The following is a 25412-nucleotide window of genomic DNA, read 5'->3' as shown; positions in this document are numbered from 1 at the left end:
AACACCCTTGGCGAAGTACACGATCCTGACGCCCGCGGGCGCGTCCTTCACGACGCAGGGCGGCGGCTACGACTATGAGATGGAGGCGCTCGAAGGTCTCGACGCCGAGATCATCGAATGCCCGGCGACGGAGGAAGGCTTCATCGCCGCCGCGCCAAAGGCGGATGCAGTCTATGCCAAGGGCATGAAGTTCTCCGCGGCGATGATCAACGCGCTGTCGAAGTGCCGCCACATTGCGCTCGGCACCGTGGGCGTGGACTATGTCGATGTCGCGGCCGCGACGGCGAAGGGCATCCCCGTCACCAACTGCCCTGACACCTTCATCGAGGAAGTCGCCGACCACGCGATGATGCTGCTGCTGGCGACACATCGCCGCTGCATCGAGCAGGACCGCATGGTGCGCGAGGGCCGCTGGTCGGAAGGCCGGCCGCAACTGCTGCAGATCCCGCGCCTGATGGGCCAGACGCTCGGCTTCATCGGCTTCGGCCGTGTTGCCCGCGCGACCGCCCGGCGTGCGAAGGCCTTCGGCCTGCACCTCAAGGCCTATGATCCGTTTGTGGAGGAACTGACCCTCTCCGCGCTCGGCGTGGAACCGGCTTCCCTGTCGGAACTGCTCTCCACCTCCGATTTCGTGTCGATGCACCTGCCGGACACGCCCGAGACGCGCGGCTTCCTGAAGGAGCATCATTTCCGCCAGATGAAGAAGAATGCGCTCTTCATCACCACCGGCCGCGGCCCCACGGTGAACGAGGCTGCGCTGATCAAGGCGCTGGAGGAGAAGTGGATCGCCGGCGCCGGCCTCGATGTCTTCGAGATCGAGCCGACCCGCCAGGACAATCCGTTGCACCGGATGCCGCACATCATCCTCTCCCCGCACAACGCCTCCGCCTCGTCGCGCTTCGACCCGGCGCGCAAGCGCCGCGTGGGGCAGGAACTGGCGCTGACGCTGCAAGGCAAATGGCCGCTGTCCTGCGTCAACCCGACGGTGCTCGAGAAGTCGAGCCTCCGCCGCTGGCAGCCCTATTCTATGGAGCGCGGCCCGAATTCCTGATACCGGCCGGCGCGTGGGGGAAACGGATTTTCCCCCGCGCGCCGAACCGCTACACCGGCGCATCACCCCAGCAGGAGCGACCGGCGTGGCGGACGTCATCATCGACATCGGCGGCGAGATCTTCGAGGCCTTCTACGAAACGAAGGACGCGCCCAAGACCGTGGCGCGCTTCCGCGACTTCGTCCCCTACAGCAACCGCATCATCCATGTTCGCTGGTCGGGTGAGGCCTGCTGGATCCCGATGGGCGATTTCGACCTCGGCATCGGCTTCGAGAACGCCACCTCATACCCGGCCCCGGGCCAGGTCATCGTCTATCCGGGCGGGGTTTCCGAGACCGAGATCCTGGTCGCCTATGGCCCAACCTGCTTCGCCTCCAAGGCCGGCCAACTCGCCGGCAACCATGTGCTGACGATTCGGGAGGGGCTGGATCGCCTCGCCGTCGTCGGCCGGTCCGTGCTGTGGGACGGCGCCAAGCCCATCACCTTCCGCCCGGCCTGATGGTTGTTGCCGCACGGGTGGCGCTGTAGCCTCCGGCCGTCAAACCGGAGGAAATCTTGAATGTTCAAAAACTTACATCTGCGACGCCGCGCGATCCTGGCTGGCGCGCTCGCCGCGCCGGCGGTCGTGCAGGCGCAGACTGTCAATTTCCCGACCCGCCCGATCACCCTGATCGTGCCCTTCCCGCCGGGCGGGACGACCGACATTTCGATGCGCGCGCTGGCCGAGGCCGCGGCGAAGCTGCTCGGCCAGCCCATCGTGATCGAGAACAAGCCGGGTGCGGCCAACACCCTCGGTGCTGCCCAGGTCGCCCGGGCGCGGCCCGATGGTTACACGCTGACGCAGTTCCCGGCCTCGGCGATCCGGGTGCAGATCCTCCAGCGCCTGCCCTACGACACGCTGCGGGATTTCACGCCGGTGATCTGCGTGGTCGGCTATCCCTTCGTGGTCGCTGCCAAGGCCGGCCGCTTCGCCAATGGCTGGCGCAGCTTTGTCGAGGAGGCGCGCGCCAATCCCGGCAAGCTGACCTTCGGCAGCACGGGTGCCAATGGCACGCCGCATGTGCATCTGGCCGAGCTGTGCCAGCGCGAAGGGCTCGACGTCACCCATGTTCCCTTCCGAGGCGATGCGGACGGGTCCCAGGCCATGATCGGCGGGCATATCGACCTGATGGCGGGTTCCACCAGCATGGCCGGGCTGGTCGAAGGCGGCCAGGCGGTCTTCGTCCAGGCCTGGACGCCGCAGCGCCTACGCCGCTTCCCCGATGTCCCGACGCTGAACGACCTCGGCTACAACAAGGTCGTGACGACGCCCTTCGGCATCGTTGCGCCGGCCGGCCTGCCGGCGCCGGTCACGGCCCGCCTGCACGAAGCCTTCGCTGCGGCCATGCAGGATCCCGGCTTCATCGAGATGCGCGACCGCTACGAGATGCTGCCGGAATACCGCAACAGCGCCGACTACGCCGCCCTGTTGCGGGAGATGGTGCAGCAGGAAGCTGCGCTGATCGACCGGCTCGGCCTGCGTCCGGGCTGACGCTTCCGGCCGCCGGAGATCGGCGGTAGGACGGCACCCCTGCATGGCCCGGGCGACTCCGCGCCCGGGTGACGAGGGGTGGCTGGATGACGGTTGGCATCGAGATGGGTTCGGCGACCTCGGGTGAGGCCGCGCGCATCGACCTCGAGGAACTGCTCTCCACCCGCCTGCTGGTGCAGGGCAATTCGGGGTCCGGCAAGTCGCATCTGCTGCGCCGGTTGCTGGAACAATCCGCCCCCTGGGTGCAGCAGGTGGTGATCGATCCTGAGGGCGATTTCGTCACCCTCGCGGATCGTCACGGCCATCTGGTGATCGACGCGGCGGATCATTCCGACGCTGCGCTGTATCGCACGGCCGACATCGTGCGCCGGCACCGCGTCTCCGTCGTGCTGAACCTGGAATCCGTAGAGGTGGACGATCAGCTCCGTCGCGCCGGGTCCTTCCTGAACGGGTTGTTCGACGCGGATCGCGATGCCTGGTCCCCGGTGATGGTGGTGGTGGACGAGGCGCAGCTTTTCGCCCCCGCCGCTGCCTCCGAAGTGTCGGAGGAAGCGCGTCGCTTGGCCCTGGGTGCGATGACCAACCTGATGTGCCGCGGCCGGAAGCGGGGCCTGGCTGGTGTCATCGCGACGCAGCGCTTGGCCAAGCTGGCAAAGAACGTCGCCGCCGAGGCGTCCAACTTCATGATGGGCCGCACCTTCCTCGACATCGACATGGCGCGCGCGGCCGATCTGCTGGGCATGGAGCGCCGCCAGGCGGAGATGTTCCGCGACCTGCCGCGCGGCACCTTCGTTGCCCTCGGCCCCGCCATGTCGCGCCGTCCGCTTCCGGTGCGCATCGGCGGCGTCGAGACGGCCACGCGCAGCGCCGGCCCGAAGCTGGTGCCGCCGCCCGACCAGGCGGCGATGGACCAGGCGCGCGAGTTGATCCTGAACGCACCCGAACCGGAAGCCGGCTTGCCGCCGCGCCAGCGCCGCGCACCGCGCCCGTCCGCGCCGGATATCCTGCAGCAACTCGCACAATACCGCCCGCCCGCCGCAGCGGATGCGCCGGCCGAACCGCCCGTGCCGCCGAGTGCGGAGGAAATCGCCGAGCGCGACCGGCGCCTCGCCGCGATCCTGCGGCAGATCATGGCCGATCCGGAGGCGCCCTTCCGTCCGGCGGCGTTGCTCTACCAGGACTTCCTGGTGCGCTGCCGGATCCAGGAGATCCCCGGCACGCCGATGGAATTGCCCGCCTTCCGCCGGATGCTCGCCACCAAGCTCGCCGGCATCGACGAAGCGGCGATGGAGGGCACCGACTGGCCGCGCGCCGTCGAACGCGCCGATGCGCTGCCGGAGGATGCCCAGGGGGTCTATCTGCTGCTCGCTCGCGCCGCGCTGGACGGCGCACCGTGCCCATCCGATGCGACCATCGCGCGCGCCTATGGCAGCCGGTCCCTCGGCCGCGCGCGGCGGCTGCTCGGCTGGCTCGAGGAACGCGGCGCGATCGTGCTGCGGGCTGAGCGCGCCGGGCGGCGTGCAGTCGCATTGGTTGGGCTGGGCTGGGAGACGGCGCCCGGCGATCCGGACGCGCCGGAGGCCGACGCGGCGTAACCGGAGTGGGCTTTGCCCCCTCCAATCGCCTACTCCATCCGCCCCAGCGACGCCCCACCGGTTGGCGCCGCGGTGCGCCCGCCATCGACCACATACTGTGCGCCGGTCACGTTGCCGGAGAGATCCGAGCACAGGAACATCACCACATTCGCGACTTCCTCCGCCGTGCCGTAGCGGCGCAGGGGAAGGCCGGCGGTGTAGCGTTCCTCCACGCCGTCCGGATTGTTGGGCGAAACCTGCTTGGCGATGTCGGCGATCATGCGCGTCGCGATCGGCCCCGGGCAGACGGCGTTCACGCGCACGCCGAGCGGCCCGACCTCGCTGGCCGCCACCTTGGTCAGCCCGATCACGGCATGTTTGGACGCGACATAGGCCGGCATCCCCGGCGTGCCGATCAGCCCGGCGGTCGAGGCCGTGTTGACCACCGTGCCGCCGCCCTGGCGGATCATCACCGGCAGCACGTGGCGCAGGCCGAGGAAGACGCCCTTCACATTCACGCCCATCACGGCGTCGTACATGTCCTCGTCGTATTCGGCGGTCGGTGCGACGCGGCCCTCGATGCCGGCATTGTTGTGGAAGCAGTCGATGCGACCGAAGGCCTCCAGCGCGCGGGCGACATAGGCTTGCACGTCCTTCGTCTTCGTCACATCCGCCGGGACGGCGATGGCCTGCTTGCCGATCTCGGCGGCTACCGCCGCCGCGCCATCCGCATCGCGATCGACCACCACGACCTTCGCGCCACGCGCCGCGAAGCCGAGGCACACAGCGCGGCCGATGCCGTTGCCGCCGCCGGTGACGACCGCCACCTTGTTCGTGAAATCCACCGTGTCATTCCTCCGTTGCGCGTCAGCGCCCGCCTGGCGCCCAGCGATAGATCTTCGACAGCGTGCCGCCCATCAGCGCGGTGCGTTCCGCATCGGTCAGACGGTCGGTGATGCGGAAGGCATCCACGCCCTGCCGGTAGGTCAGGAAGGCCGTCGCGCGCGTCCAGTCGGTGCCCCACATGCAACGATCGAAGCCGAAGGCGTCGAAGATGCGTGCCAGCGGGTCCCACACATCGGGGAAGGGATAACCCTTGTGGGACAGCGTGCCTGCGCCGCTGATCTTCACCGCGACATTGTCATGCGCGGCGAGTGCCAACAGCTTCGGCAGGTCGGCGAAGGGTTCGGCCGGCACCGGCGGCTCGAAGGGCTGCTGCAGGCCGAGATGATCGATCACCAGCCGCGTGCCGGGGTTCCGCGCCGCGAGGCCCGCCACCTGGTCGAGCCGCCCCCAACACAGAAGATTGACCGGCAGCCCGGCCCGCCCGGCCGCCGCGAGCACGCGGTTCACCGCCGGGTCGGCCGGGTCGGGCGATACATCCTGGTTCATCATGATGCGGATGCCGACCGCGCCCTCGGTCCTGGCCCAGTCGGCGATCACCTGCTCCACCGCCGGGTTCTTCGTGTCCACCGGCTTGACCAGGGCGAAGCGGCTGGGATGGGCGCGGCGCACATTGACCGCATAGGAGGCATCGAAGCGATACATGGCATAGATCGAGACGATGATGGCGCCATCGACGCCGACCTCGTCCATCGCCTTCACCATGTCGTCGCCGGTCACCTCCGGCGGGCCGTGCAGCACGCCGGCCCAGGGGCGTCCGGGGTGGTCGCGTTCATAGACATGCACCTGGACGTCGATGATCGGCATGGCGCTTCCCCCGTATGCCTGGAACGCTACGCAGGCCCGCGCGGCGCATCAAGGCATGGCGGCTTGCGGTGTGGCGCCCGTCGCGGGAAACTTCGGCCGATCCAAGGGAAGCACCCGCGCGACAGGACCGGCCGTCCAGGCGGCGGCAGGGGCGTGGGCAGACAAGGAAGTGTCAGCCATGCCCGATGCCATGGACCAGTCACCCGCGAAGACCGTCGATGCCGTGGTGATCGGCGCCGGCTTCGCCGGGCTGTACCAGCTGCTCTGCCTGCGCGACCGGCTCGGTCTTTCGGTGCAGGTCCTGGAAGCGGGCGATGGGGTGGGGGGCACCTGGTACTGGAACCGCTATCCGGGCGCGCGCTGCGATTCCGAGAGCCATTCCTACGCCTTCTATTTCGACGACGCGCTGCTGCAGGACTGGGAATGGTCGGAACGCTATCCCGGCCAGGCCGAGATCATGCGCTACCTCAACCATGTCGCGGATCGCTTCGACCTGCGTCGCGACATTCGGTTCAACGCCCGCGTCGCCGGCGCGGAATACGACGCAGCAGGCAATCGCTGGCATGTGCGCACCGAGAGCGGGGAGCGCTACGTCGCGACCTATCTCATCACCGCCGTCGGCTGTCTCTCGGCCGCGAATGTGCCGAATATTCCGGGGCGCGAGAATTTCGACGGGCGGTGGTTCCACACCGGCCAATGGCCGCACGAAGGCGTGGATTTCCGCGGCAAGCGCGTCGGCATGATCGGCACCGGGTCCACCGGCATCCAGGCCGCGCCTGCCATCGCCGAGACGGCCGGGCACCTGACCGTCTTCCAGCGCACCGCCAACTACTCCATCCCGGCCCGCAACGCCCCGCTGACCGGGGAGTTCAAGGCCTGGGCGAAAACCCACACGGCCGAGCTCCGCTCGATGATGCACGCCTCGGCCAATGGCCACCCCTTCCTGATGCAGGATCGCTCCGCGCACGATGTCAGCCCGGAAGAGCGCGAGGCGATCTACCAGGCTGCCTGGGACAAGGGTGGGCTGCAGTTCCGCGCATCCTTCCGCGATCTGTTGACCGACAAGGCGGCGAACGACACCGCCGCCGACTTCCTCCGCGCGCAGATCGGCAAGGTGGTGCAGGACCCCGGGACGGCGGCGATCCTGGCGAATATCGACCATCCCTTCGCCACCAAGCGCCCGCCGATCGACACCGGCTATTTCGAGGCCTTCAACCGCGACAACGTCTCGCTGGTGGATCTGCGCGCGAGCCCGATCGAGCGCATCACGCCTCGCGGCATCCTGACGAAGGATGGCGTCGAGCATCCGCTCGACATCATCGTCTTCGCCACGGGCTTCGATGCCATGACCGGGCCACTGCTGCGCATGGACATCACCGGGCGCGACGGGCTGGCGCTGAAGGAAGCCTGGCATGCCGGGCCGCAGACCTATCTCGGCCTGCAGGTGGCGGGCTTCCCGAACCTGTTCACCATCACCGGGCCGGGCAGCCCCTCGGTGCTGACCAACATGCCCGTCGCCATCGAACAGCATGTCGAATGGATCACCGCCTGCATCGCGCATCTGCGCGAACAGGGCATTCCGGTGATCGAACCCTCGCCCGAGGCCGTCGAACGCTGGGTGGCGCATGTGAACGACGCGGCGAACGCGACGCTGCTGCCGCAGGCCGGCCATTCCTGGTATCTCGGCGCGAATGTGCCGGGCAAGCCGCGGGTCTTCATGCCCTATGCCGGCGGCATGGCGCGCTATCGCGCGATCTGCGCCGATGTCGCAGCGCGCGGCTATGACGGTTTCGTCCTCGGCGCGCCTGCGCGCGGGGCTTTGGAGACGATCGATGAACGATGACGTGGCCACCGGCGCGGCGCTGACCTTCGAGGCGCGGCTCGATCGCCTGGCTGAACTCGCCGTGCGCGTCGGCCTGAACCTCGCGCCGGGGCAGGAACTGGTGATGACGGCTTCGGTCGAGGCGCTCGATCTATCGCGCCGCATCACCGAGCAGGCCTACAAGGCCGGCGCGTCGCTGGTGACGACGCTGCTGTCGGATGATCGCTCGGCGCTGGCGCGGTATCGCTTCGCGCGCGACGAGAGCTTCGACACCGCACCGGGCTGGCTGTTCGACGGCATGGCCGCGGCCTTCCGCGGCGGCGCGGCGCGGCTTGCGGTCGTTGGCGATGATCCGTCCCTGCTGGCGCAGGAAGATCCGGAGAAGGTGGCGCGCGCCAATCGGGCGCGGTCGAAGGCGTATCAGCCGGCGCTGGAACTGATCGTCACCTCGGCGATCAACTGGACGCTGGTCGCATCGGCGACGCCGGCCTGGGCGGCGACGGTCTTTCCCGATGACGCGCCAGATGTCGCGCTGGCGAAGCTGTGGGATGCGATCTTCAAGGCATCCCGCGTCGATGCGCCGGACCCGGTCGCTGCCTGGCGCGACCACAACGCCGCACTGCTGCGCCGGCGCGACATGCTGAATGCGAAGCGGTATCGCGCGCTGCGCTTCCGCGGGCCGGGCACCGACCTGCGCGTCGGCCTGGCCGATGGCCACGCGTGGATGGGCGGCGCCAGCCCTGCCAAGAACGGCATCAGCGGCAACCCTAACATCCCGACCGAGGAGGTCTTCACCACGCCGCACGCCGCGATGACCGATGGTGTGGTGCGCGCGACAAAGCCGCTATCCTACCAGGGCACATTGATCCGCGACATCTCGGTGCGCTTCGAGGGCGGGCGCATCGTCGAGAGCTCCGCCAGCAGCGGTGCTGCCGTGCTGGAACGCATGATTGGCACCGATGACGGCGCGCGGCGGCTGGGCGAGGTTGCGCTGGTGCCGCATTCCAATCCGATCTCGCAGTCCGGTCTGCTGTTCTTCAACACCCTGTTCGACGAGAACGCGGCGAGCCACATCGCGCTCGGCCAGGCCTATTCCAAATGCTTCGTGCGGGACGACCTGTCGGATGCAGAACTCGACGCCGCCGGCGCGAACCGCAGCCTGATCCATGTGGATTGGATGATCGGTTCGGCCGAGACGGATGTGGACGGCCTGTATGACGATGGCCGCGCCGAGCCGCTGATGCGCCGCGGCGAGTGGGTGTGACACAGCCATGAGCCAGGATTTCGACGCCATCATCATCGGCGCCGGCATGTCCGGCATGTACCAGCTGCTGCGCCTGCGCGAGCTTGGCATGCGCGTGCGGGTGTTTGAGACCGGCACCGGCGTCGGCGGTACCTGGTATTGGAACCGCTACCCCGGTGCGCGCTTCGATTCCGAGAGCTATTCCTACGGCTTCTCCTTCTCCCCCGAATTGCTGCAGGAATGGAACTGGTCGGAGCATTTCGCCCCGCAGCCGGAGACGCTGCGCTACCTGAATCATGTCGCGGACCGCTTCGACCTGCGTCGCGACATTCAGTTCCGCAGCCGTGTCGCAAGCGCGCGGTATCGCGAGGCGACGCAGGATTGGGAGGTGACGCTCGACGATGGCAGCACCCACACTGCGCGCTTCCTGATCACCGCGGTCGGTCCGCTCTCGGCGGCGACGCTGCCGCGGATCGAAGGGCGTGACAGTTTCCAGGGCCGGTCTTTCCATACCTACCACTGGCCGCATGAGAAGGTGGATTTCACCGGCAAGCGCGTCGCGGTCATCGGCACGGGCGCGACCGGCGTGCAGACCATCCAGGAAGTGGCGAAGACCGCCGCGAGCCTGACCGTGTTCCAACGCACGCCAAACTGGTGTGCGCCGCTGCACAACCGCCCGATCACGGATGAGGAACAGGCGCGGATCAAGGCGTCCTACCCGGAGATCTTCCGCCGCTGCGAGGAGACCTTCTCCTGTTTTCTGCACACGCCCGATCCGCGCGGAACCTTCGAGGTCAGCGCGGAGGAGCGAGAGGTTTTCCTCGAGAAGCTGTATGGCGAGCCCGGCTTCGGCATCTGGGTCGGCCTGTTCCGCGACATGCTGACCGACCCGGCCGCGAATGCCATCGTGTCCGACTTCATCGCGCGCAAGATCCGCGCCCGCGTGAAGGATCAAACCGTTGCCGAGAAGCTGATTCCGAAGAACCACGGCTTTGGCACCCGCCGCGTGCCGCTCGAGACGCGCTACTACGAGGTCTACAACCAGCCCAACGTCACGCTGGTGGATATCAGGGCGACGCCGATCGCGCGCATCACGCCGACCGGCATCCGCACCTCCGACGCCGAGTACGCCTTCGACATCATCGTCTTCGCCACCGGCTTCGACGCGCTGACCGGGTCCTTCGACCGGATCGACATCCGCGGCAGGGACGGGCGCAGCCTAAAGGAAGCCTGGGCGGGCGGGGCACGCACGCTGGTGGGCATGCTGGCGGATGGCGACTTTCCCAACCTGCTGATGCTGCTCGGCCCGCATACGGCGCTGGGGAATATCCCCCGCAGTATCGAATACAATGTGGATTGGGTAACGCGGCTGCTGCAGCACATGCAGCAGCACGACCTGACCCATGTGGCGGCGAGGCCGGACGCGGTCGCCGCCTGGATGGACCATGTGATGGAGATCGGCGAAGGGCTGCTGTCGAACCAGGTGGATTCCTGGTTCACCGGCGTGAACAGCAATGTCGAGGGCAAGCAGGCCCGCACCATCGCGCGGTATAGCGGCAGCGCGCCGGACTACCGTGCGCGATGCGAGGAGATCGCGGATAGCGGGTATCGCGAACTGGCGCTGACCTAGCGGCACGCCGCCAGCGAAGGGTTGCGCGAAGTGGCAAGCTGGGCCTGGATGGCGCGCGAGACACCACGGATGAGGAAGCGCGCACCATGCCGATCTATGCCCTCGGGGACCTGATGCCGACCCTGCCGGAGGCCGACCGGCTATGGATCGCGCCTGACGCGCATGTCATCGGTCGCATCCTGCTCGGTGAGGATGTCGGCGTATGGTTCGGCGCCGTGCTGCGCGCGGACAATGAGCCGATGACGATCGGTGCGCGCACCAACATCCAGGAAGGTGCCGTCCTGCATTCCGACCCGGGCGCACCGCTGACGGTGGGCGCCGACGTCACGGTTGGGCACCGTGCCATCCTGCATGGCTGCACCGTCGGCGACGGGTCGCTGATCGGCATGGGATCAACGGTCCTGAACCGCGCCGTGATCGGACGGCACTGCATCGTCGGAGCCAATGCGCTGGTCACGGAAGGGAAGGTCTTCCCGGATTTCTCGCTGATCGTCGGCAGCCCCGCCAAGGTGGTTCGCGCCCTCGATCCGTCGGCGGCGGAAGGGCTGCTCGCTTCGGCGCGAAACTATGTCGCCAATGCTCGCCGCTTCGCGGGCGGGTTGCGACGGATCGACTGATCGTCCGCATGCAGCGTGGAACGGCGCCGGCCTGATGGCCGGCGCCGCGGCGCTGCGCGTCCACGCTGTGCCGCATGCAGCCCGTGCCACGGACCGTCCGCGGCACTCGTCTTTGATTCAGATCAAACCGGATTGACAGCACCGCGGCGGCCGATCAGCATGTATTCGTGATGGATACGACGTATTCTGATAGAATACATCAGCCAGCCGGTTCGCCGGTGCGCCCTCTGGCATCGGCCATGAAGGTGCTGGCTCTGCTCGACCACCTGGCGGCACGCCGTGACAGCGCCCGGCCGGCTGAACTGGCCCGCGAACTCGGCGAGGGCCGCGCGACCGTTTACCAGCGCCTCATCACCCTGGTTGAGGCCGGTTGGGTGGAATCGCTTCCCGATGGCCGCTATCGCCTGACCCTGCGCGCCACGCGGCTGGCCAAGGCCGCCGCCGAACAGGCCGGCATCGGCGACCGCGCCATGCGCATCCTCGAAGGGCTGGTGGGGGAGACGCATATGTCTGCCTCGCTGGCCGTGCTGGATGGCACCGAGCCCTGCATCATCCAGCGCGTGGAACCGGAGGGCGTGCTGCGCGTCGAGATGCGCGTCGGCGCGACCATGTCCCTGCCGGAATCCGCTTCGGGTCGCGTGCTTGTGGCCTTTGCCGATGCGTCGCTGCTCGACCGACTTCGCCACAGCGACGCCGAACTGCCCGACCCCTCCATCCTGGCGCGGGTGCGGGAGGAGGGGCATGCCGTTTCCTCGGGCCGCAGCATCCAGGGCATCCGCGCCGCTGCTGTCCCGGTCTTCGACGCCGATGGCCGCTGCGTCGCCGCCCTGTCCGTGGTCGGGCCGAGCGAGCGTTTCGACGCGGCCGCCTGTGTCCCGCCGATCCGCGCTGCCGCCTTGCGCCTGAGCGCCATGCTGGAGGGCCGATGAGCACGTCTCTCGCCATTGCGACGCAAGGGGCGCCGCGCCCGCGCCCGCCGGAATTCGTCATGCGCCCCGAGCGCCTGGGCGCCATGCAGCCGAGCCGGCTGAGCCTGTCCCGTGCCCTGGTGCTGAAGGCGCTGCGCGAGCATTGGCGGATCGAGATGCGTCGTTTCGACGTTGATGCCGAGGCGCGCGGCACCGCGGTCTATGAGATCATCACGCCGGGCCGGTCCTTCACCTTCTGCGCCTTCTCGGTGTCGCCGCAGCGTACCGGCCGCACCGGGCGCATCATCGGCCGCGCCTGGGACATGCAGGGCGCACTGATCGAAGGCGCGCCGGACGAGGCGGCGATCGAGGCGACGCGCACCGAGTTGCCGAAGCTCTACCAGGGCCGCGCCACGCCCGGCGCGCTGGTCTGGTGCCGGTCCAACCGCAGCATGCGCGCCTTCGAGACGACTGTCGCAGCCCTCGCCGAGGGCCATCAGCCGGATATCGCGACGCTCGCCAGCGCCTGCTACCTGATGCGCAACACTGGGCTGGACGGCAACGGCACCTTCGGCACGCGGTCCTTCCTGGCGCTCGAAGCGGATCATCCGCTGCGCGGCGCGCTGGCGGCGCAGATGCTGACCGCGGTGCTGATGCGCGAATTCGCCGCCGATTTGGTGGAATGCCTCGCCCGGCATCGCGCGCCCGGCCGCGCCGTGGCGCTGTCACCGACGATCCGGCGCTTCCTTGGTGTCGGCAATGGTTCGGCGCTCGGGCTGATGTTCTTCGTGAACAACCACCCGCGGCTGATCCATGCCTGGATCGCGGCGCGAGAGGAAGCGATCGCGCTCGCCAAGGCCTTGCCGTTGCGCGCGGGCGATGCGCGCATCCTGTCGCTGCGCGATGCCGTGCTGCGTGCCGCGCGTTTCCGTGCCCAGGACCGCATGCACTACGAAGGCTTTGCGGAATCGGCCCTGGTGGGCCGTGAACTCGGTGAGGTGGCCGAAGCGCTGACCTCGCTGCACGACACCGGCCTGGTGCAGGGCCGCAGTGAGGCCTGGCCGCTCGCCGCCCTGGCCGACGGCTACGAGGGGCAGATGCATCCCGAGACGATCGAGACGCTGCTCTCCCTGATGCTCGACCTGGTGCCGGAGGAAGCGGACCGCCTCGCCGGCGACCTGATCGTCAGCGAGGAACTCTCCGTCGATCCCGCCATGGGCTGCGGCACGCTGCGCGCGCTGCTGAAGGCCGACCATGGCTGGGCCTTCGCGATCGACCTGACGGCGCCGGGCGCGCGCCGCTACGCCTGGTACAAATCGGCCACCGCCGAGGAGCCGCGTCGCGGCCCGGTCGATGAACTGCCGGAGGGCACGCATAATCTCGGCCTCGACCTGCCGGGCCTGATCCAGGCGCTCGATGCCGCGCTGGCCGCGCGCCCGGCGGACCAGCCGGTGTCGCGGCTGCTGGTGGACCGACCGGACCTCCGCCAGATGGTGGCGCGGGTGCAGGGGCTGCGCGGCCTCGGCTACCACGCGCCGCACGCCAACATCATGGATGCGGATTTCGTCCCGGCCCGGATCGTGAGGCTGCTGAACGCGGCGATCCATGGCGTGGACAAGACGCGCGACTTCCTCGGCCGCAACCTGCGCGGCGTGTTGCTGCATGGCGCGCCGACCGCCGCCGACCTCGCCGCCGGCGTGTCGCAACCCTGGTTCTACCCCGAGGAGCCCGTGGCATGAGCGCGGCCGAGGCGAGCGTGGTGCTACTGCCGCGCGAGATCCGCCTGGTCGCCGAACGGCTGCTGCTGCTGACCTCGCTGCCGGCCGGGCTGGTCCCCGCCGTGCGCGACGTGGCCTTCCATTCCGCCATCGCGGGATTCGGGGGCATCGCGCTGCTGATGGACCGGCTTGACGCCCTGAAGGCGGCGGCACCGACCGCGCTGCGCATCGAGGAACCGGAACCCGGCCGCTTCGCTGTGGATGGCGGCGGGCAGCATGCATGGGTAGTGCTGCCCTCGCTGCTCGACCTGGCGGGGGAGGCGGTGGCACGCCATGGCAGCGGCGTCGTCACCGTCAGCCACATCGAGGACCCCGAGGAATTGCTGGTGGCCGCCGCGCTCGGGCGGCGCCAGGGCATGCTCGTCTTTGCCGCGGTGGGGCAGGCGGCCATCGCCGCCCCTTGTGCCGAGCGTAGCGCACCGGGCCTGCTACGCGGCGCTCGCGCGACCGCGACGATCTTCGCCGCGCCTCTGCCGGCCGGCAGCGCGGAAGAACCGCTGCTGGCCCGCGCCTTGCGGGAGGGCCTCACCGTGCCTTCGGATCTCTGGTGGCGCGCGCATCATCTTTCGAACACTGCGCTCGCACCGGACAGCGTCGAATCCCGCCGCCATGCCGGCCCGGTGATCGTGCTGCCGGACGGCACGGTGGTCGGCCGCAAGGACAATGACGACGACACCGATTTCTCGCTGCTGACCCGCGGCGCATAGCAAGGAACGGAGGCGCATATGACGAGGACCGGGACCCCTCTCACGCGACGCGGCGCGCTTGCGCTCGGCACCGTCGCCGCGCTTGCCGCGCCACCCTTCCGGCGGCTGCGCGCGGCCGAGACGCTGTTCGTCAACACCTGGGGCGGACCCTGGGAACGTGCCGCGGCGAAGCATTTGTTCGAACCGTTCACCCGCGACACCGGCATCGAGATCCGCCCGGTCTCCCCCGTCTCCTTCGCCAAGCTCGCGGCGCAGGTGCGCAGCGGTGCCTATGAATTCGACGTTACCACGCTCGGCCTCGCAGAACTGGTCCGCGCACAGCAGGCGCGGCTGCTCGATGGGCTGGATGGGCTGTCGCTCTATGACGGTGCGGCGTTCCAGAACGGTGTCGCGAGCCACGCCTTCGCCACCGTGCTCGCCTGGCGCGCCGAGAAGTATGGCGATGCGCCGGTGAATTGGCAGGATTTCTGGAACCTGCAGCGTTTCCCCGGCACGCGCTGCATGCAGCGCTATGCCGCCCGCGTGCTGCCCATCGCGCTGCTGGGGGATGGTGTGCCGCGCGACCGGCTCTATCCGATGAATATTGACCGTGCGTTTGGTGCGCTCGACCGCATCAAGCCGTCGCTGCGCGTGTGGTGGACGCAGGGCCAGCAATCCGCCCAGCTGCTGCGCGATGGCGAGGTGGACATGATCGCCATCTGGCACGGCCGCGTGCTGGAACTGATCGACGACAACAAGCCGGTGCGCATGACCTGGCAGGATGGCGAGGTCGATCGCGCCTACTGGGTGGTGGCGCGCGGCACGCCGCGCCGCGACCTCGCGCGACGCTTCGTTGAGGCTGCGGTCGAACCGCGCCGCCTCGCCGGCTTCTGCGTCGAGGCGGGCTACGGTCCGCTCAACCCCCGTGCCTTCGACTTCATCAGCGAGACCGACGCGCTGCGCATGCCGACCTCGCCGCAGAACCGCGACAAGGTGTTCGAACAGGACATCGTCAATTTCGGCGGCGACGTCGCGCAGGTGACGCAGCGCTTCGAACGCTGGGTCGGCGCCTGATGACTGCGAAGGCCACCATGCGGCCCTGGCTGATGCTGCTGCCGCTGCTGGTCTTCCTCGCGGCCTTCTTCCTGGCCCCGCTGGGCCAGGTGCTGCTGATGAGCGTGACCGATCCTGAACCCGGTCTCGGCCACTTCGCCGCCATCGTGACGGACAGCTTCTTCCTGCGTGTGCTGGCGGACACTTTCCTGACGGCACTGCTCGTCGCCGCCTGCTGCCTGCTGCTCGGCTTCCCGCTGGCGCAGGCGATGGCGGAGGCAAGCCCGCGCACCGCGGCCCTGCTGATGGTGCTGGTCACCATGTCCTTCTGGACCAGCTTCCTGGTGCGCACCTATGCCTGGATGGTCATCCTTGGCACTGCGGGGCCGATCGCCTGGCTGCTGCGGCTGGTCCTGCCTGGAGAACCGCCGCAACTGCTGTTCACGCGCTTCAGCGCCACGGTCGCGATGGTGCACATCCTGATCCCCTACATGGTGCTGAGCCTCTATGCGGCGCTGCGGCGGATCGATCCGGCGTTGCAGAAATCGGCGGCGAGCCTGGGTGCGGCGCCATGGTCGGTGTTCCGTCATGTGACGCTGCCGCTGGTGGCACCGGGCGTGGTGAACGGGTTGACGCTGGTCTTCGTCCTGTGCCTTGGCTTCTACGTCACGCCGGTGCTGCTCGGCAGCCCGCGGCAACAGATGCTGGCCGGCGTGATCGGGCATCAGGTCGAGGAGTTCCTCGCCTTCGGGGAGGCATCGGCGCTGTCCGTCGTGCTGCTCGCCAGCACGATGCTGGTGCTTGGCCTCTATCACCGCCGCTTCGGCCTCGACCGGCTCTGGGGCTGAGGCGTGATGCGCATCCTGGGTTGGATCGTTGCCGCCTTCGTCGCCGCGCCGCTGCTGATCGTGGTGCCGATCTCCTTCAGCGACGCGCCGTCGCTGGAATTCCCGCCGCCCTCCTGGGGCCTGCGCTACTATGCCGCCTTCTTCAGTGATCCGCGCTGGATCCAGCCCACCATCAACTCCCTGCTGATCGCGACGACCGTCGCAGTGGTGACGATGGCGCTGGTGACGCCGGCGACCTTCGCCGTCGTACGCCATCGCTTCGGCGCCAAGGGCGCGGTGAACCTGCTGCTGATGCTGCCGCTGGTGGTGCCGCATATCGTCATGGCGATCGGCTACTACGCCTTCCTGTCCGATGTCGGGTTGCTGCACAGCTTCGCCGGCGTCGTTCTGGCGCATACTGCACTGTCAGTGCCGGTCGCCTTTCTGGTGCTCTCGGCCAGCCTCAAGGGGTTCGACCGGTCGCTGGAACGCGCGGCGATGAGCCTCGGTGCGCCGCCTTGGAAGGTGTTCCTGCATGTGACCGTGCCGGTGCTTTGGCCCGGCTTCGCGGCGGCGACGTTGTTCGCCTTCGTGCAATCCTTCGACGAGACGGTGGTCGCGATCTTCGTCTCCGGCAGCGGCAGCGAGACCCTGCCGCGGCGGATGTTCGACAGCATCCGCATGCAGGCCGACCCGGTCATCGCCGTCGTCTCCACTCTTCTGTTTGGCGTGGTGCTGCTGCTGGCGCTGGCCGCCATGCTGCGCCGCCGCGCTGCCTTGGGCCCAAGGGGCTGAACCATGGACGCCGCCCATCTCCAGATCCGCGACCTGACGAAGTCCTATGATGGAAAGACGCTTGCGCTCGATCGCGTATCGCTGACGGCGCAGCGGGGGGAGTTCGTCACCTTCCTCGGCCCCAGCGGCTCCGGCAAGACGACGACGCTAATGGTCATCGCCGGCTTTGAGGCCGCCGATGGCGGTAGCATCACGGTGGATGGCGCGGCGATGGATGGCGTGCCACCGCACAAGCGCGGTATCGGCGTGGTGTTCCAGAACTACGCGCTGTTCCCCCATCGCACCGCGCTGCAGAACGTGATGTTCCCACTGCTGATGCGCAGCGTCCCGAAACCCACGGCGGCGCGCCGTGCGCAGGAGATGCTGGACCTGGTCGGACTCGCTGATTTCGGCGCACGGCACCCGCGCGCGCTGTCGGGCGGGCAGCAGCAGCGCGTGGCACTCGCCCGCGCGCTGGTCTTCGATCCGTCCCTGCTGCTGCTGGACGAACCGCTCGGGGCGCTGGACAAGAACCTGCGCGAGCAGATGCAGCTCGAGATCAAGCGCATCCAGCGCACGCTGCGGGTGACGACCATTTTCGTCACCCATGACCAGTCCGAGGCGATGGCGATGTCCGACCGCATCATCGTCTTCGAGAGCGGCCGCATCCGCCAGAATGGCGCGCCGATGGAGGTCTACCAGCAGCCGCGCACCGAATTCGTCGCGCGCTTCGTGGGGGACAGCAACCTGCTGCGGGCGCGCGTGATCGATGCCGCCGCCGGTCTGCTGGATGCCGAGGGCCTTGGCCGCGTGCGCGTTGCCCCGGGGCTTGCCGGCGTTGGGGACGAGACGCTGCTGCTTCTGCGCCCGGAGGTCCTTATCCCCGCTGAGGACGGCGCCACCAACCGCCTGATGCTCAGCGTCGAGGAAGTGGTGCAGTTCGGCGACAGCGCGCTGGTGATCGGCCGCGCCGGCGGGGCCGTGCTGCGCGCGCGCATTCCCGGCCGTGCTGCCTTCGGCATCACTCAGGGCAGCGTCGTGCCGATGGCCTGGGCGCCCGAGGCCGCGCACCTTATTACGCAGGAAGCGGCCCGGGCCGCCTGAGGGGAAGACACAACATGTCAGGCAGGACCACAGGCTTGGCGGCACTCGCCGCGAGCATCGCGCTGCTCACGAGTATCGCGCGTGCGCAGGACCTCAACGTCGCGCTGCAGACCGATGCGACCTCGATGGACCCGCATGTGGCGCCGACCTTCACCAGCTCGGCGCTGCACCAGCATGTCTTCGACACGCTGGTCGCGGTGGATCCGAAACTTACCATCCAACCTGACCTCGCCGTATCCTGGCGCGCGGTCAGCGAGACGGCCTGGGAATTCGATCTGCGCCAGGGCGTCACTTTCTCCGACGGCACACCTTTCACCGCCGATGACGTCGCCTTCTCGCTGGCACGGGTGCAGTCCGTGCGCCATGGCGCCGGCACCTATGCCCCCTATGCGCGGCCGATCAGTGCGGTGACGGTGATGGGGCCGCACCGCCTGCGGCTGGAGACATCGACACCTTATCCGCAATTGCTGCTCGACGTCTCGCGGCTGCGCATGGTCTCCGCAACGGCGGCGAGGGAGGCCACGACGGCCGACTTCAACCAGGGCCGCGCGGCGATCGGCACCGGGCCCTATCGCCTGACGCGCTGGACGCCGGGCGAGCGGTTGGAACTCGCGCGCAACCCGACCTATTGGGGGCAGGAGCCGGCCTGGGCGAACGTCACCTTCCGTCCGATCGCGAACGACGCGGCGCGGCTCGCCGCGCTGCTGAGCGGCACCGTCGACCTGATCGACAAGGTGCCGATGAACGACGTCGCGCGCCTGCGCGGCGATGGCCGTATCGCGATCTTCCAGCATGACGGCAACCGCACGATGTTCCTGGTGCCCGACACGGCGCGGGAGGTCTCGCCCTTCGTCACGGATCGCCAGGGACAGCCGCTCAATCCGAATCCGTTGCGCGACGTGCGGGTGCGGCAAGCGCTGGCGCTCGCCATCAACCGCCAGGCGCTGACGGAACGCGCGATGGAAGGGCTTGCCACGCCTGCGAACCAGGCTGCGCCAGAGGGCATGTTCGGCTGGGCTCCGGGCCTGCCGGTGACCACCTACGATCCCGCCGCGGCGCGCCGCCTGCTCGCCGAGGCCGGCTATCCGCAGGGTTTCCGGCTGGTCCTGCATTGTTCCAACGGCCGCTACGTCAATGACCGGCAGACCTGCCTCGCGGCGGCGCAGATGCTCACGCGCATCGGCGTGGAGGCCTCGGCCGAGGCGGAACCGCAGACCGTCTTCATGACGCGCATGACGGCCTTCAATGCCTCCCTGTTGCTCAACGGCTGGGGCAGCTACGGCGACAACCTGATCGTGCTGCGCCAGGCGCTGCATTCGGTCGATCCATCGCGCGGCTATGGCGGCTTCAACCGCGGCCGCTACGCCAATGCCGAGGTGGATCGGCTGATCGAGACAGCGGCCGCCACCTTCGACGACCGCCAGCGTGAGGCGCTGCAGCAGCAGGCGATGGAGGCGGCGATGCGCGATGGTGCGCTGATCCCGCTCTACACGGCCGCCTGGATCTGGGCCGCGCGCCGCGGCATCGCCTTCACCCCGGGTTTCGACGAGGGGACGCTCGCCATGCGCGCCGTCCCCGCCGCGCAATAGGAAGGAACGCGCATATGCTCATCGACGGCCTGCAATGCGGCCATTTCGACCGTGACGCCTTCGAGGCGCTGCGCCGTGGCAATGTCGGCGCGGTGACAATCACTGCCGGCTTCTGGGAGGACGTGACGGAATCGCTCGATTCCATCGGACGCTGGCGCGACCTCTGCGCCGCGAACGCCGATATTGTCGAGATCGCGCGCAGCGCCGCGGACATCCGCCGCATCACCGCCGCCGGCAAGCTCGCCATCATCATCGGCTTCCAGAACACCGAGCTGTTCGGCAACCGCATCCGCCTCGTGGAGCTCTTCGCCGAGCTCGGCGTGCGCTCCGTCCAGCTCACCTACAACAACCAGAACTGCTACGCCGGCAGCTGCTATGAGGCCGAGGACAGCGGCCTCTCCCGCTTCGGACGGGAACTGATCACCGAGATGAGCCGCGCCGGCATCCTGGTGGACCTCAGCCATGTCGGCAACGGCTCCACGCTGGATGCGGTGAAGTTCTCGAAGAAGCCAGTGGCGGTCACGCATGCCAATGCCGACAGCTTGTTCCCGCACAAGCGGAACAAGACGGACGATGTGCTGCATGCGCTGCGCGACAATGGCGGCATCATCGGCTGCGCGACCTATCGCAACATCACCGGCGACCACTACTGCTCCACGATCGAGAACTGGTGCACCATGGTGATGCGCACGGTGGAGATCGCCGGCATCGACCATGTCGGCGTCGGCACCGACCGCAGCCACAATTTCACCAAGCCGGACTACGACTGGATGCGCATGGGGCGCTGGACGCGCGGGGTGGATTACGGCGCTGCTTCGGCGGCCAAGCCCGGCAAGGCCGCGCCGCCGGACTGGTTCCCGCGCGTCGAGGACATCGGGAAGATCGCGGGCGGCCTCGCCGCGGTGGGTTTCACCGCGGAGGAAGTCGCCAAGATCACGCATGGCAACTGGCTGCGCGTGTACCAGGACGTGTTCGGAGCCTGAGGAACGGGGCAGGGCGGGCGCTTCTCCGCGCCGCCCTGCCGACTCCTGTCAGTTGTCGAGGATGGCGGGAAGGCGCAACCCGTGCTCCCGAGCGCAGTCGAGCGCGACGTCGTAGCCTGCATCCGCATGGCGCATGACGCCGCTGGCGGGATCGTTCCACAGCACACGGCCGATGCGCCGCGCGGCATCCTCGGTGCCGTCGCAGCAGACCACCATCCCGGCATGCTGGCTGAAGCCCATGCCGACGCCGCCGCCATGATGGATGGACACCCAGGTCGCGCCCGAGGCGGTATTGAGCAGTGCATTGAGCAGCGGCCAGTCGGAAACGGCATCCGAGCCGTCCCTCATTGCCTCCGTCTCGCGGTTCGGGCTCGCCACGGATCCTGAATCCAGGTGGTCGCGGCCGATCACGATCGGCGCCTTCAACTCGCCCTTCGCGACCATTTCGTTGAAGGCGAGGCCGAGCCGGTGCCGGTCGCCAAGCCCCACCCAGCAGATGCGCGCGGGCAGGCCCTGGAAGGCAATGCGCTCGCGCGCCATGTCGAGCCAGTTGTGCAGATGCGCGTTGTCCGGCAGCAGTTCCTTCACCTTGGCGTCGGTGCGGTAGATGTCCTCCGGGTCGCCGGACAGGGCGGCCCAGCGGAAGGGGCCGACGCCGCGACAAAAGAGCGGGCGGATATAGGCCGGCACGAAGCCTGGAAAGGCGAAGGCGTTCTCCAGCCCCTCATCCTTCGCCACCTGGCGGATGTTGTTGCCGTAGTCGAGCGTCGGCACGCCGGCATTCCAGAAATCCACCATCGCCGCGACGTGCTTGCGCATAGAGGCACGTGCGGCCTTTTCCACGGCTGCCGGATCGCTTTCCTGCTTCGCGCGCCATTCCGCCACGCTCCAGCCGACCGGCAGGTACCCGTGCACGGGATCATGCGCTGAGGTCTGGTCCGTCACGATGTCGGGTCGCACGCCGCGGCGGAACAGCTCGGGGAAGATCTCGGCGGCATTGCCGATCAGCGCGATCGAGCGGGCCTCGCCCTTCGTCGTCCAATGTTCGATGCGGGCCAGCGCCTCGTCCACGCTGTGGGTCTTCTCATCCAGGTAGCGCGTGCGCAGGCGGAAATCGGCGCGGCTCTCGTCGCATTCCACGGCGAGACAGCAGGCGCCAGCCATCACCGCGGCGAGTGGCTGCGCGCCGCCCATGCCGCCGAGCCCGCCGGTGAGGATCCAGCGTCCCTTGAGGGCGCCGCCATAGTGCTGGCGCCCGGCCTCGGCGAAGGTCTCGTAGGTGCCCTGCACAATGCCCTGGGCGCCGATGTAGATCCAGGAACCTGCCGTCATCTGGCCGTACATGGCGAGACCCTTGCGGTCGAGCTCGTTGAAATGCTCCCAGGTGGCCCAGTGCGGCACGAGGTTGGAATTGGCGATCAGCACGCGCGGCGCATCCTTGTGCGTGCGGAAGACGCCGACGGGCTTGCCCGACTGGACGAGCAGCGTCTCGTCTTCCTCGAGGTCGCGCAACGTCGCCGCGATGCGGTCGAAATCAGCCCAGCTGCGCGCGGCGCGACCGATGCCACCATAGACCACCAGTTCGTGCGGATGCTCGGCCACCTCGGGGTCGAGGTTGTTCATCAGCATGCGCAGCGGCGCCTCGGTGACCCAGCTCTTGGCGGTGAGCTCGGTGCCGCGGGCGGCGCGGACCTCACGGACATTGTGGCGTGGGTTGGTCATGGCGGGATCCTCCGTCAGCGGACGCGATGTGTCAGCGAAGGTCGGGCAGGATGGTGGGCGAGACGGAGGCAGCGAGGCGCCCGTCAGCAACCAACGCGGTGGCTGCGGCAATGTCAGTCGCCATGTAGCGATCCTCCTCCAGCGTCGGTACGGCGGCGCGCAGCACGGCGATGGCGCGCCGCAACTCCGGCGAGGTCACGAGCGGCGCGCGCAGCTCGACGCCCAACGCCGCGGCCAGTGCCTCGATGCCCAGGATGGCGAAGAGGTTTTCGGTCATTGGCAGCAGCCGGCGCGCGCCGTGGCAGGCCATGGAGACATGGTCTTCCTGGTTCGCCGAAGTCGGCGTGGAATCGACCGAGGCCGGATGCGCCATCTGCTTGTTCTCGGACATCAGCGCAGCGGAGGTGACCTCGGCGATCATCAGCCCCGAATTCAGTCCCGGCTTGCGCGCGAGGAAGGCCGGCAGGCCGAAGGAGAGCGCGGGATCCACCAGCAGCGCGATGCGGCGCTGGGCGATGGCGCCGATCTCGCACACCGCGAGCGCGATCTGGTCGGCGGCGAAGGCCACCGGCTCGGCGTGGAAATTGCCACCTGAGACGGCGCTGCCGTCGCTCAGGATCAGCGGGTTGTCGGTGACGGCATTGGCTTCGCGTTCCAGCGTCGCCGCCACCTGGCGCAGCAGGTCGAGGCAGGCGCCGTCCACCTGCGGCTGGCAGCGGATGCAGTAGGGATCCTGCACGCGCGTGTCGCCCTCCACATGGCTGGCACGGATCTCGGAGCCGCCGAGCAGCCCGCGCAGCGCCGCCGCCGTGTCGATCTGGCCGCGATGGCCGCGCAACTCGTGTATCTCGGGGTGGAAAGGCGCGGTGGAGCCCATGGCGGCATCGGTGGCGAGCGCGCCCGTCACCAGCGCGGCGCGCAGTGCGCGATGCGCGCGAAACAGGCCGGCCAGGGCGAGAGCGGTCGAGACCTGCGTGCCGTTGATCAGCGCCAGGCCTTCCTTCGCGGCCAGCACGACGGGTTCGAGGCCGGCGCGCTTCAGCGCCTCGGCGCCCGGCAGGCGCTGTCCGCCGAATTGTGCCTCGCCCTCACCGATCATCACGGCCGTCATGTGCGCCAGCGGTGCGAGATCACCGGACGCGCCGACCGAACCCTGTCCTGGAATCACCGGCACCACGCCGCGCACCAGCATCCCTTCCAGCAGGGCGACGGTGTCGAGCCGCACGCCCGATGCGCCGCGGCCGAGGGAGAGCAGCTTCAGCGCCATGACGAGCCGCACGACCGGCTCCGGCAGCGGTGCCCCGGTGCCGCTGCAATGGGAGAGGATGAGGTTGCGCTGCAACGTCGCCAGGTCGGCGGCGTCGATGCGGATGCTGGCGAGCTTCCCGAAGCCGGTGTTCACGCCGTAGATCGGCGCGTCGCCCGCCGCGATCTCGGCCACGCGTGTGGCGGAGCGCGCGATCGCATCGCGACAGGACGGGTCGAGCGATACCGGCGCGCCGCCGTCGTAAAGGCGTTCGAGCGTGGCGAGCGTGGTCTGGCCGGGTAGCAGGACGAGGCTCATGCGCGTGCTCCCCTGTAGATGCGGGCATGGAGCGGGTTGAAGCCGATGCGATAGACAAGCTCGGCGGGGTGCTCGACGTCCCAGATGGCAAGGTCGGCCGCCTTGCCGCGTTCCAGCGTGCCGGTCCCGCCGAGCAGGCCGAGGGCGCGCGCCGCCTCCCGTGTTACGCCGGCAAGGCATTCTTCCACCGTCATGCGGAACAGCGTCGCGCCCATGTTCATCGCGAGCAGCAGGGAGGTGAGCGGCGAGGTGCCGGGATTGTTGTCAGTGGCGAGCGCCATATGCGTCCCGGCCTGGCGGAACAGCGCGACCGGTGGCGCCTGGGTCTCGCGGATGAAGTAATAGGCGCCGGGCAGCAGCACCGCGACCGTCCCGGCGCGCGCGAGCGCCGCGGCACCGTCCGCGTCGCAGTATTCGAGGTGGTCGGCGGAGAGCGCGCCGTGCTCGGCCGCCAGCTTCGCGCCATGCAGGTTTGACAGCTGGTCGGCGTGCAGCTTCACCGGCAGGCCGAGTGCGCGTGCCGCGTCGAAGACGCGTGCGATCTGCGCGGGGGAGAAGGCGATGCCCTCGCAGAAGCCATCCACCGCATCTGCAAGACCCGCCGCGGCGACGGCGGGCAGGATGCGCGTCACCAGCTTCTCGACGAAGGCATCCTTGTCGCCCTGAGCTTCGGGCGGCAGGGCGTGGGCGCCGAGGAAGGAGGTGCGGATGCCCACGGGCCGCAATGTGCCGAGCCGACGGGCGGCGCGCAGCGATTTCAGCTCGTTCTCCTCATCGAGGCCGTAGCCCGACTTGATCTCGACCGTGGTGGCGCCCTCGGCGATCAGCGCATCGAGCCGCGGCAGCGATTGCGCCACGAGGTCATCTTCGCTCGCCGCGCGCAGCATGCGCACGGAGGAGACGATGCCGCCGCCGGCACGCGCCACTTCTTCGTAGCTGGCGCCGTTCAGGCGCATCTCGAATTCCCGCGCGCGGTTGCCGGCGTGCACGAGATGAGTGTGGCAGTCGATGAGGCCCGGCGTGATCCAGCGGCCCTCGCAGTCGAGCCGGTCGCCGTCGCGAAGCTCGGCCGGGAGGTCAGCCGCGGCACCCGCGAAGGCGATCCGCCCATCGCGGATGGCGATGGCGGCCTTCTCCACGATGCTGAGACCGGGGCGTGCCGGATCCAGCGTGGCCAAGCGGGCATTCGTAAGGAGGCTGGCGCGCATGGAGCGGTTTCCGTTTGCGTCTGGCGATTAAGTATATA

General features: G+C 68.8%; 22 protein-coding genes. 17 read left to right on the top strand and 5 right to left on the bottom strand.

What is annotated here, in order from left to right; translation table 11 throughout:
• Positions 1-7 precede the first annotated feature (7 nt).
• The 4 genes from AC2YHJ_RS05380 (at position 8) to AC2YHJ_RS05365 (ending at position 4177) form a co-directional block, all read left to right on the top strand.
• Positions 8-1051, top strand: coding sequence for a C-terminal binding protein (locus tag AC2YHJ_RS05380; protein ID WP_487394476.1), 1044 nt, complete (start codon positions 8-10; stop codon positions 1049-1051).
• An 85-nt stretch (positions 1052-1136) separates the two neighbouring features.
• Positions 1137-1550, top strand: coding sequence for a DUF3830 family protein (locus tag AC2YHJ_RS05375; protein WP_487394475.1), 414 nt, complete (start codon positions 1137-1139; stop codon positions 1548-1550).
• A 60-nt stretch (positions 1551-1610) separates the two neighbouring features.
• Positions 1611-2582: a Bug family tripartite tricarboxylate transporter substrate binding protein gene (locus tag AC2YHJ_RS05370; RefSeq protein WP_487394473.1), complete on the top strand. Its 972-nt coding sequence runs from the start codon at positions 1611-1613 to the stop codon at positions 2580-2582.
• Positions 2583-2668: 86 nt separating this feature from the next.
• Positions 2669-4177: a helicase HerA domain-containing protein gene (locus AC2YHJ_RS05365; protein ID WP_487394472.1), complete on the top strand. Its 1509-nt coding sequence runs from the start codon at positions 2669-2671 to the stop codon at positions 4175-4177.
• Between the two features lie 29 nt (positions 4178-4206).
• On the opposite strand, the gene AC2YHJ_RS05360 is transcribed toward AC2YHJ_RS05365, so the two are convergent.
• The gene (locus AC2YHJ_RS05360) at positions 4207-5001 is read right to left on the bottom strand and encodes an SDR family NAD(P)-dependent oxidoreductase (protein WP_487394471.1); all 795 of its coding nucleotides are present in this window, start codon (positions 4999-5001) and stop codon (positions 4207-4209) included.
• 22 nt (positions 5002-5023) lie between these two features.
• Positions 5024-5866 carry an amidohydrolase family protein gene (locus AC2YHJ_RS05355; protein ID WP_487394470.1) on the bottom strand — a complete coding sequence of 281 codons (843 nt, stop codon included), beginning with the start codon at positions 5864-5866 and terminating at the stop codon, positions 5024-5026.
• 178 nt (positions 5867-6044) lie between these two features.
• Between AC2YHJ_RS05355 and AC2YHJ_RS05350 the strand changes: the two genes are divergently transcribed.
• From AC2YHJ_RS05350 to AC2YHJ_RS05290, 13 genes are all read left to right on the top strand, one after another.
• Complete coding sequence (locus AC2YHJ_RS05350; RefSeq protein WP_487394468.1) at positions 6045-7709, top strand: flavin-containing monooxygenase; 1665 nt, start codon at positions 6045-6047, stop codon at positions 7707-7709.
• Positions 7699-8952: an aminopeptidase gene (locus AC2YHJ_RS05345; protein ID WP_487394466.1), complete on the top strand. Its 1254-nt coding sequence runs from the start codon at positions 7699-7701 to the stop codon at positions 8950-8952. Before AC2YHJ_RS05350 ends, AC2YHJ_RS05345 begins: the two co-directional genes overlap by 11 nt.
• 7 nt (positions 8953-8959) lie before the next feature.
• Entirely contained in the window at positions 8960-10561 is a 1602-nt protein-coding gene (locus AC2YHJ_RS05340; protein WP_487394465.1) for a flavin-containing monooxygenase, read from the top strand.
• An 86-nt stretch (positions 10562-10647) separates the two neighbouring features.
• Positions 10648-11178: a gamma carbonic anhydrase family protein gene (locus AC2YHJ_RS05335; protein WP_487394464.1), complete on the top strand. Its 531-nt coding sequence runs from the start codon at positions 10648-10650 to the stop codon at positions 11176-11178.
• Positions 11179-11417: 239 nt separating this feature from the next.
• The gene (locus AC2YHJ_RS05330) at positions 11418-12107 is read left to right on the top strand and encodes an IclR family transcriptional regulator (protein WP_487394463.1); all 690 of its coding nucleotides are present in this window, start codon (positions 11418-11420) and stop codon (positions 12105-12107) included.
• Positions 12104-13825, top strand: a complete 1722-nt coding sequence (locus AC2YHJ_RS05325; RefSeq protein WP_487394461.1) for a hypothetical protein — start codon at positions 12104-12106, stop codon at positions 13823-13825. Before AC2YHJ_RS05330 ends, AC2YHJ_RS05325 begins: the two co-directional genes overlap by 4 nt.
• Positions 13822-14571: a hypothetical protein gene (locus tag AC2YHJ_RS05320; protein WP_487394459.1), complete on the top strand. Its 750-nt coding sequence runs from the start codon at positions 13822-13824 to the stop codon at positions 14569-14571. Before AC2YHJ_RS05325 ends, AC2YHJ_RS05320 begins: the two co-directional genes overlap by 4 nt.
• Positions 14572-14589: 18 nt before the next feature.
• The gene (locus AC2YHJ_RS05315) at positions 14590-15624 is read left to right on the top strand and encodes an ABC transporter substrate-binding protein (RefSeq protein ID WP_487394458.1); all 1035 of its coding nucleotides are present in this window, start codon (positions 14590-14592) and stop codon (positions 15622-15624) included.
• Positions 15624-16451: an ABC transporter permease gene (locus AC2YHJ_RS05310; RefSeq protein WP_487394457.1), complete on the top strand. Its 828-nt coding sequence runs from the start codon at positions 15624-15626 to the stop codon at positions 16449-16451. The genes AC2YHJ_RS05315 and AC2YHJ_RS05310 overlap by 1 nt, the downstream gene beginning before the upstream one ends.
• Positions 16452-16457: 6 nt before the next feature.
• Complete coding sequence (locus tag AC2YHJ_RS05305; protein WP_487394455.1) at positions 16458-17225, top strand: ABC transporter permease; 768 nt, start codon at positions 16458-16460, stop codon at positions 17223-17225.
• Between the two features lie 3 nt (positions 17226-17228).
• Positions 17229-18308, top strand: coding sequence for an ABC transporter ATP-binding protein (locus tag AC2YHJ_RS05300; RefSeq protein ID WP_487394453.1), 1080 nt, complete (start codon positions 17229-17231; stop codon positions 18306-18308).
• Between the two features lie 14 nt (positions 18309-18322).
• Positions 18323-19897, top strand: coding sequence for an ABC transporter substrate-binding protein (locus AC2YHJ_RS05295; RefSeq protein ID WP_487394452.1), 1575 nt, complete (start codon positions 18323-18325; stop codon positions 19895-19897).
• 14 nt (positions 19898-19911) lie between these two features.
• Complete coding sequence (locus AC2YHJ_RS05290; protein WP_487394450.1) at positions 19912-20880, top strand: membrane dipeptidase; 969 nt, start codon at positions 19912-19914, stop codon at positions 20878-20880.
• 48 nt (positions 20881-20928) lie between these two features.
• On the opposite strand, the gene hutU is transcribed toward AC2YHJ_RS05290, so the two are convergent.
• The 3 genes from hutU to hutI are packed head-to-tail and all read right to left on the bottom strand — an operon-like array spanning position 20929 to position 25374.
• The gene (gene hutU, locus AC2YHJ_RS05285) at positions 20929-22602 is read right to left on the bottom strand and encodes a urocanate hydratase (protein WP_487394449.1); all 1674 of its coding nucleotides are present in this window, start codon (positions 22600-22602) and stop codon (positions 20929-20931) included.
• 31 nt (positions 22603-22633) lie between these two features.
• A complete protein-coding gene (gene hutH, locus AC2YHJ_RS05280) occupies positions 22634-24166 on the bottom strand; it encodes a histidine ammonia-lyase (RefSeq protein WP_487394448.1) in 1533 nt (510 codons plus the stop codon).
• Positions 24163-25374 (bottom strand): imidazolonepropionase, encoded by a 1212-nt coding sequence (gene hutI, locus AC2YHJ_RS05275; RefSeq protein ID WP_487394447.1) that lies wholly within the window; start codon positions 25372-25374, stop codon positions 24163-24165. The genes hutH and hutI overlap by 4 nt, the downstream gene beginning before the upstream one ends.
• Between the last annotated feature and the right edge of the window lie 38 nt (positions 25375-25412).

Source organism: Roseomonas sp. SRI_022 (assembly GCF_057586215.1).
This window is presented reverse-complemented; position numbering and strand designations above follow the sequence as displayed.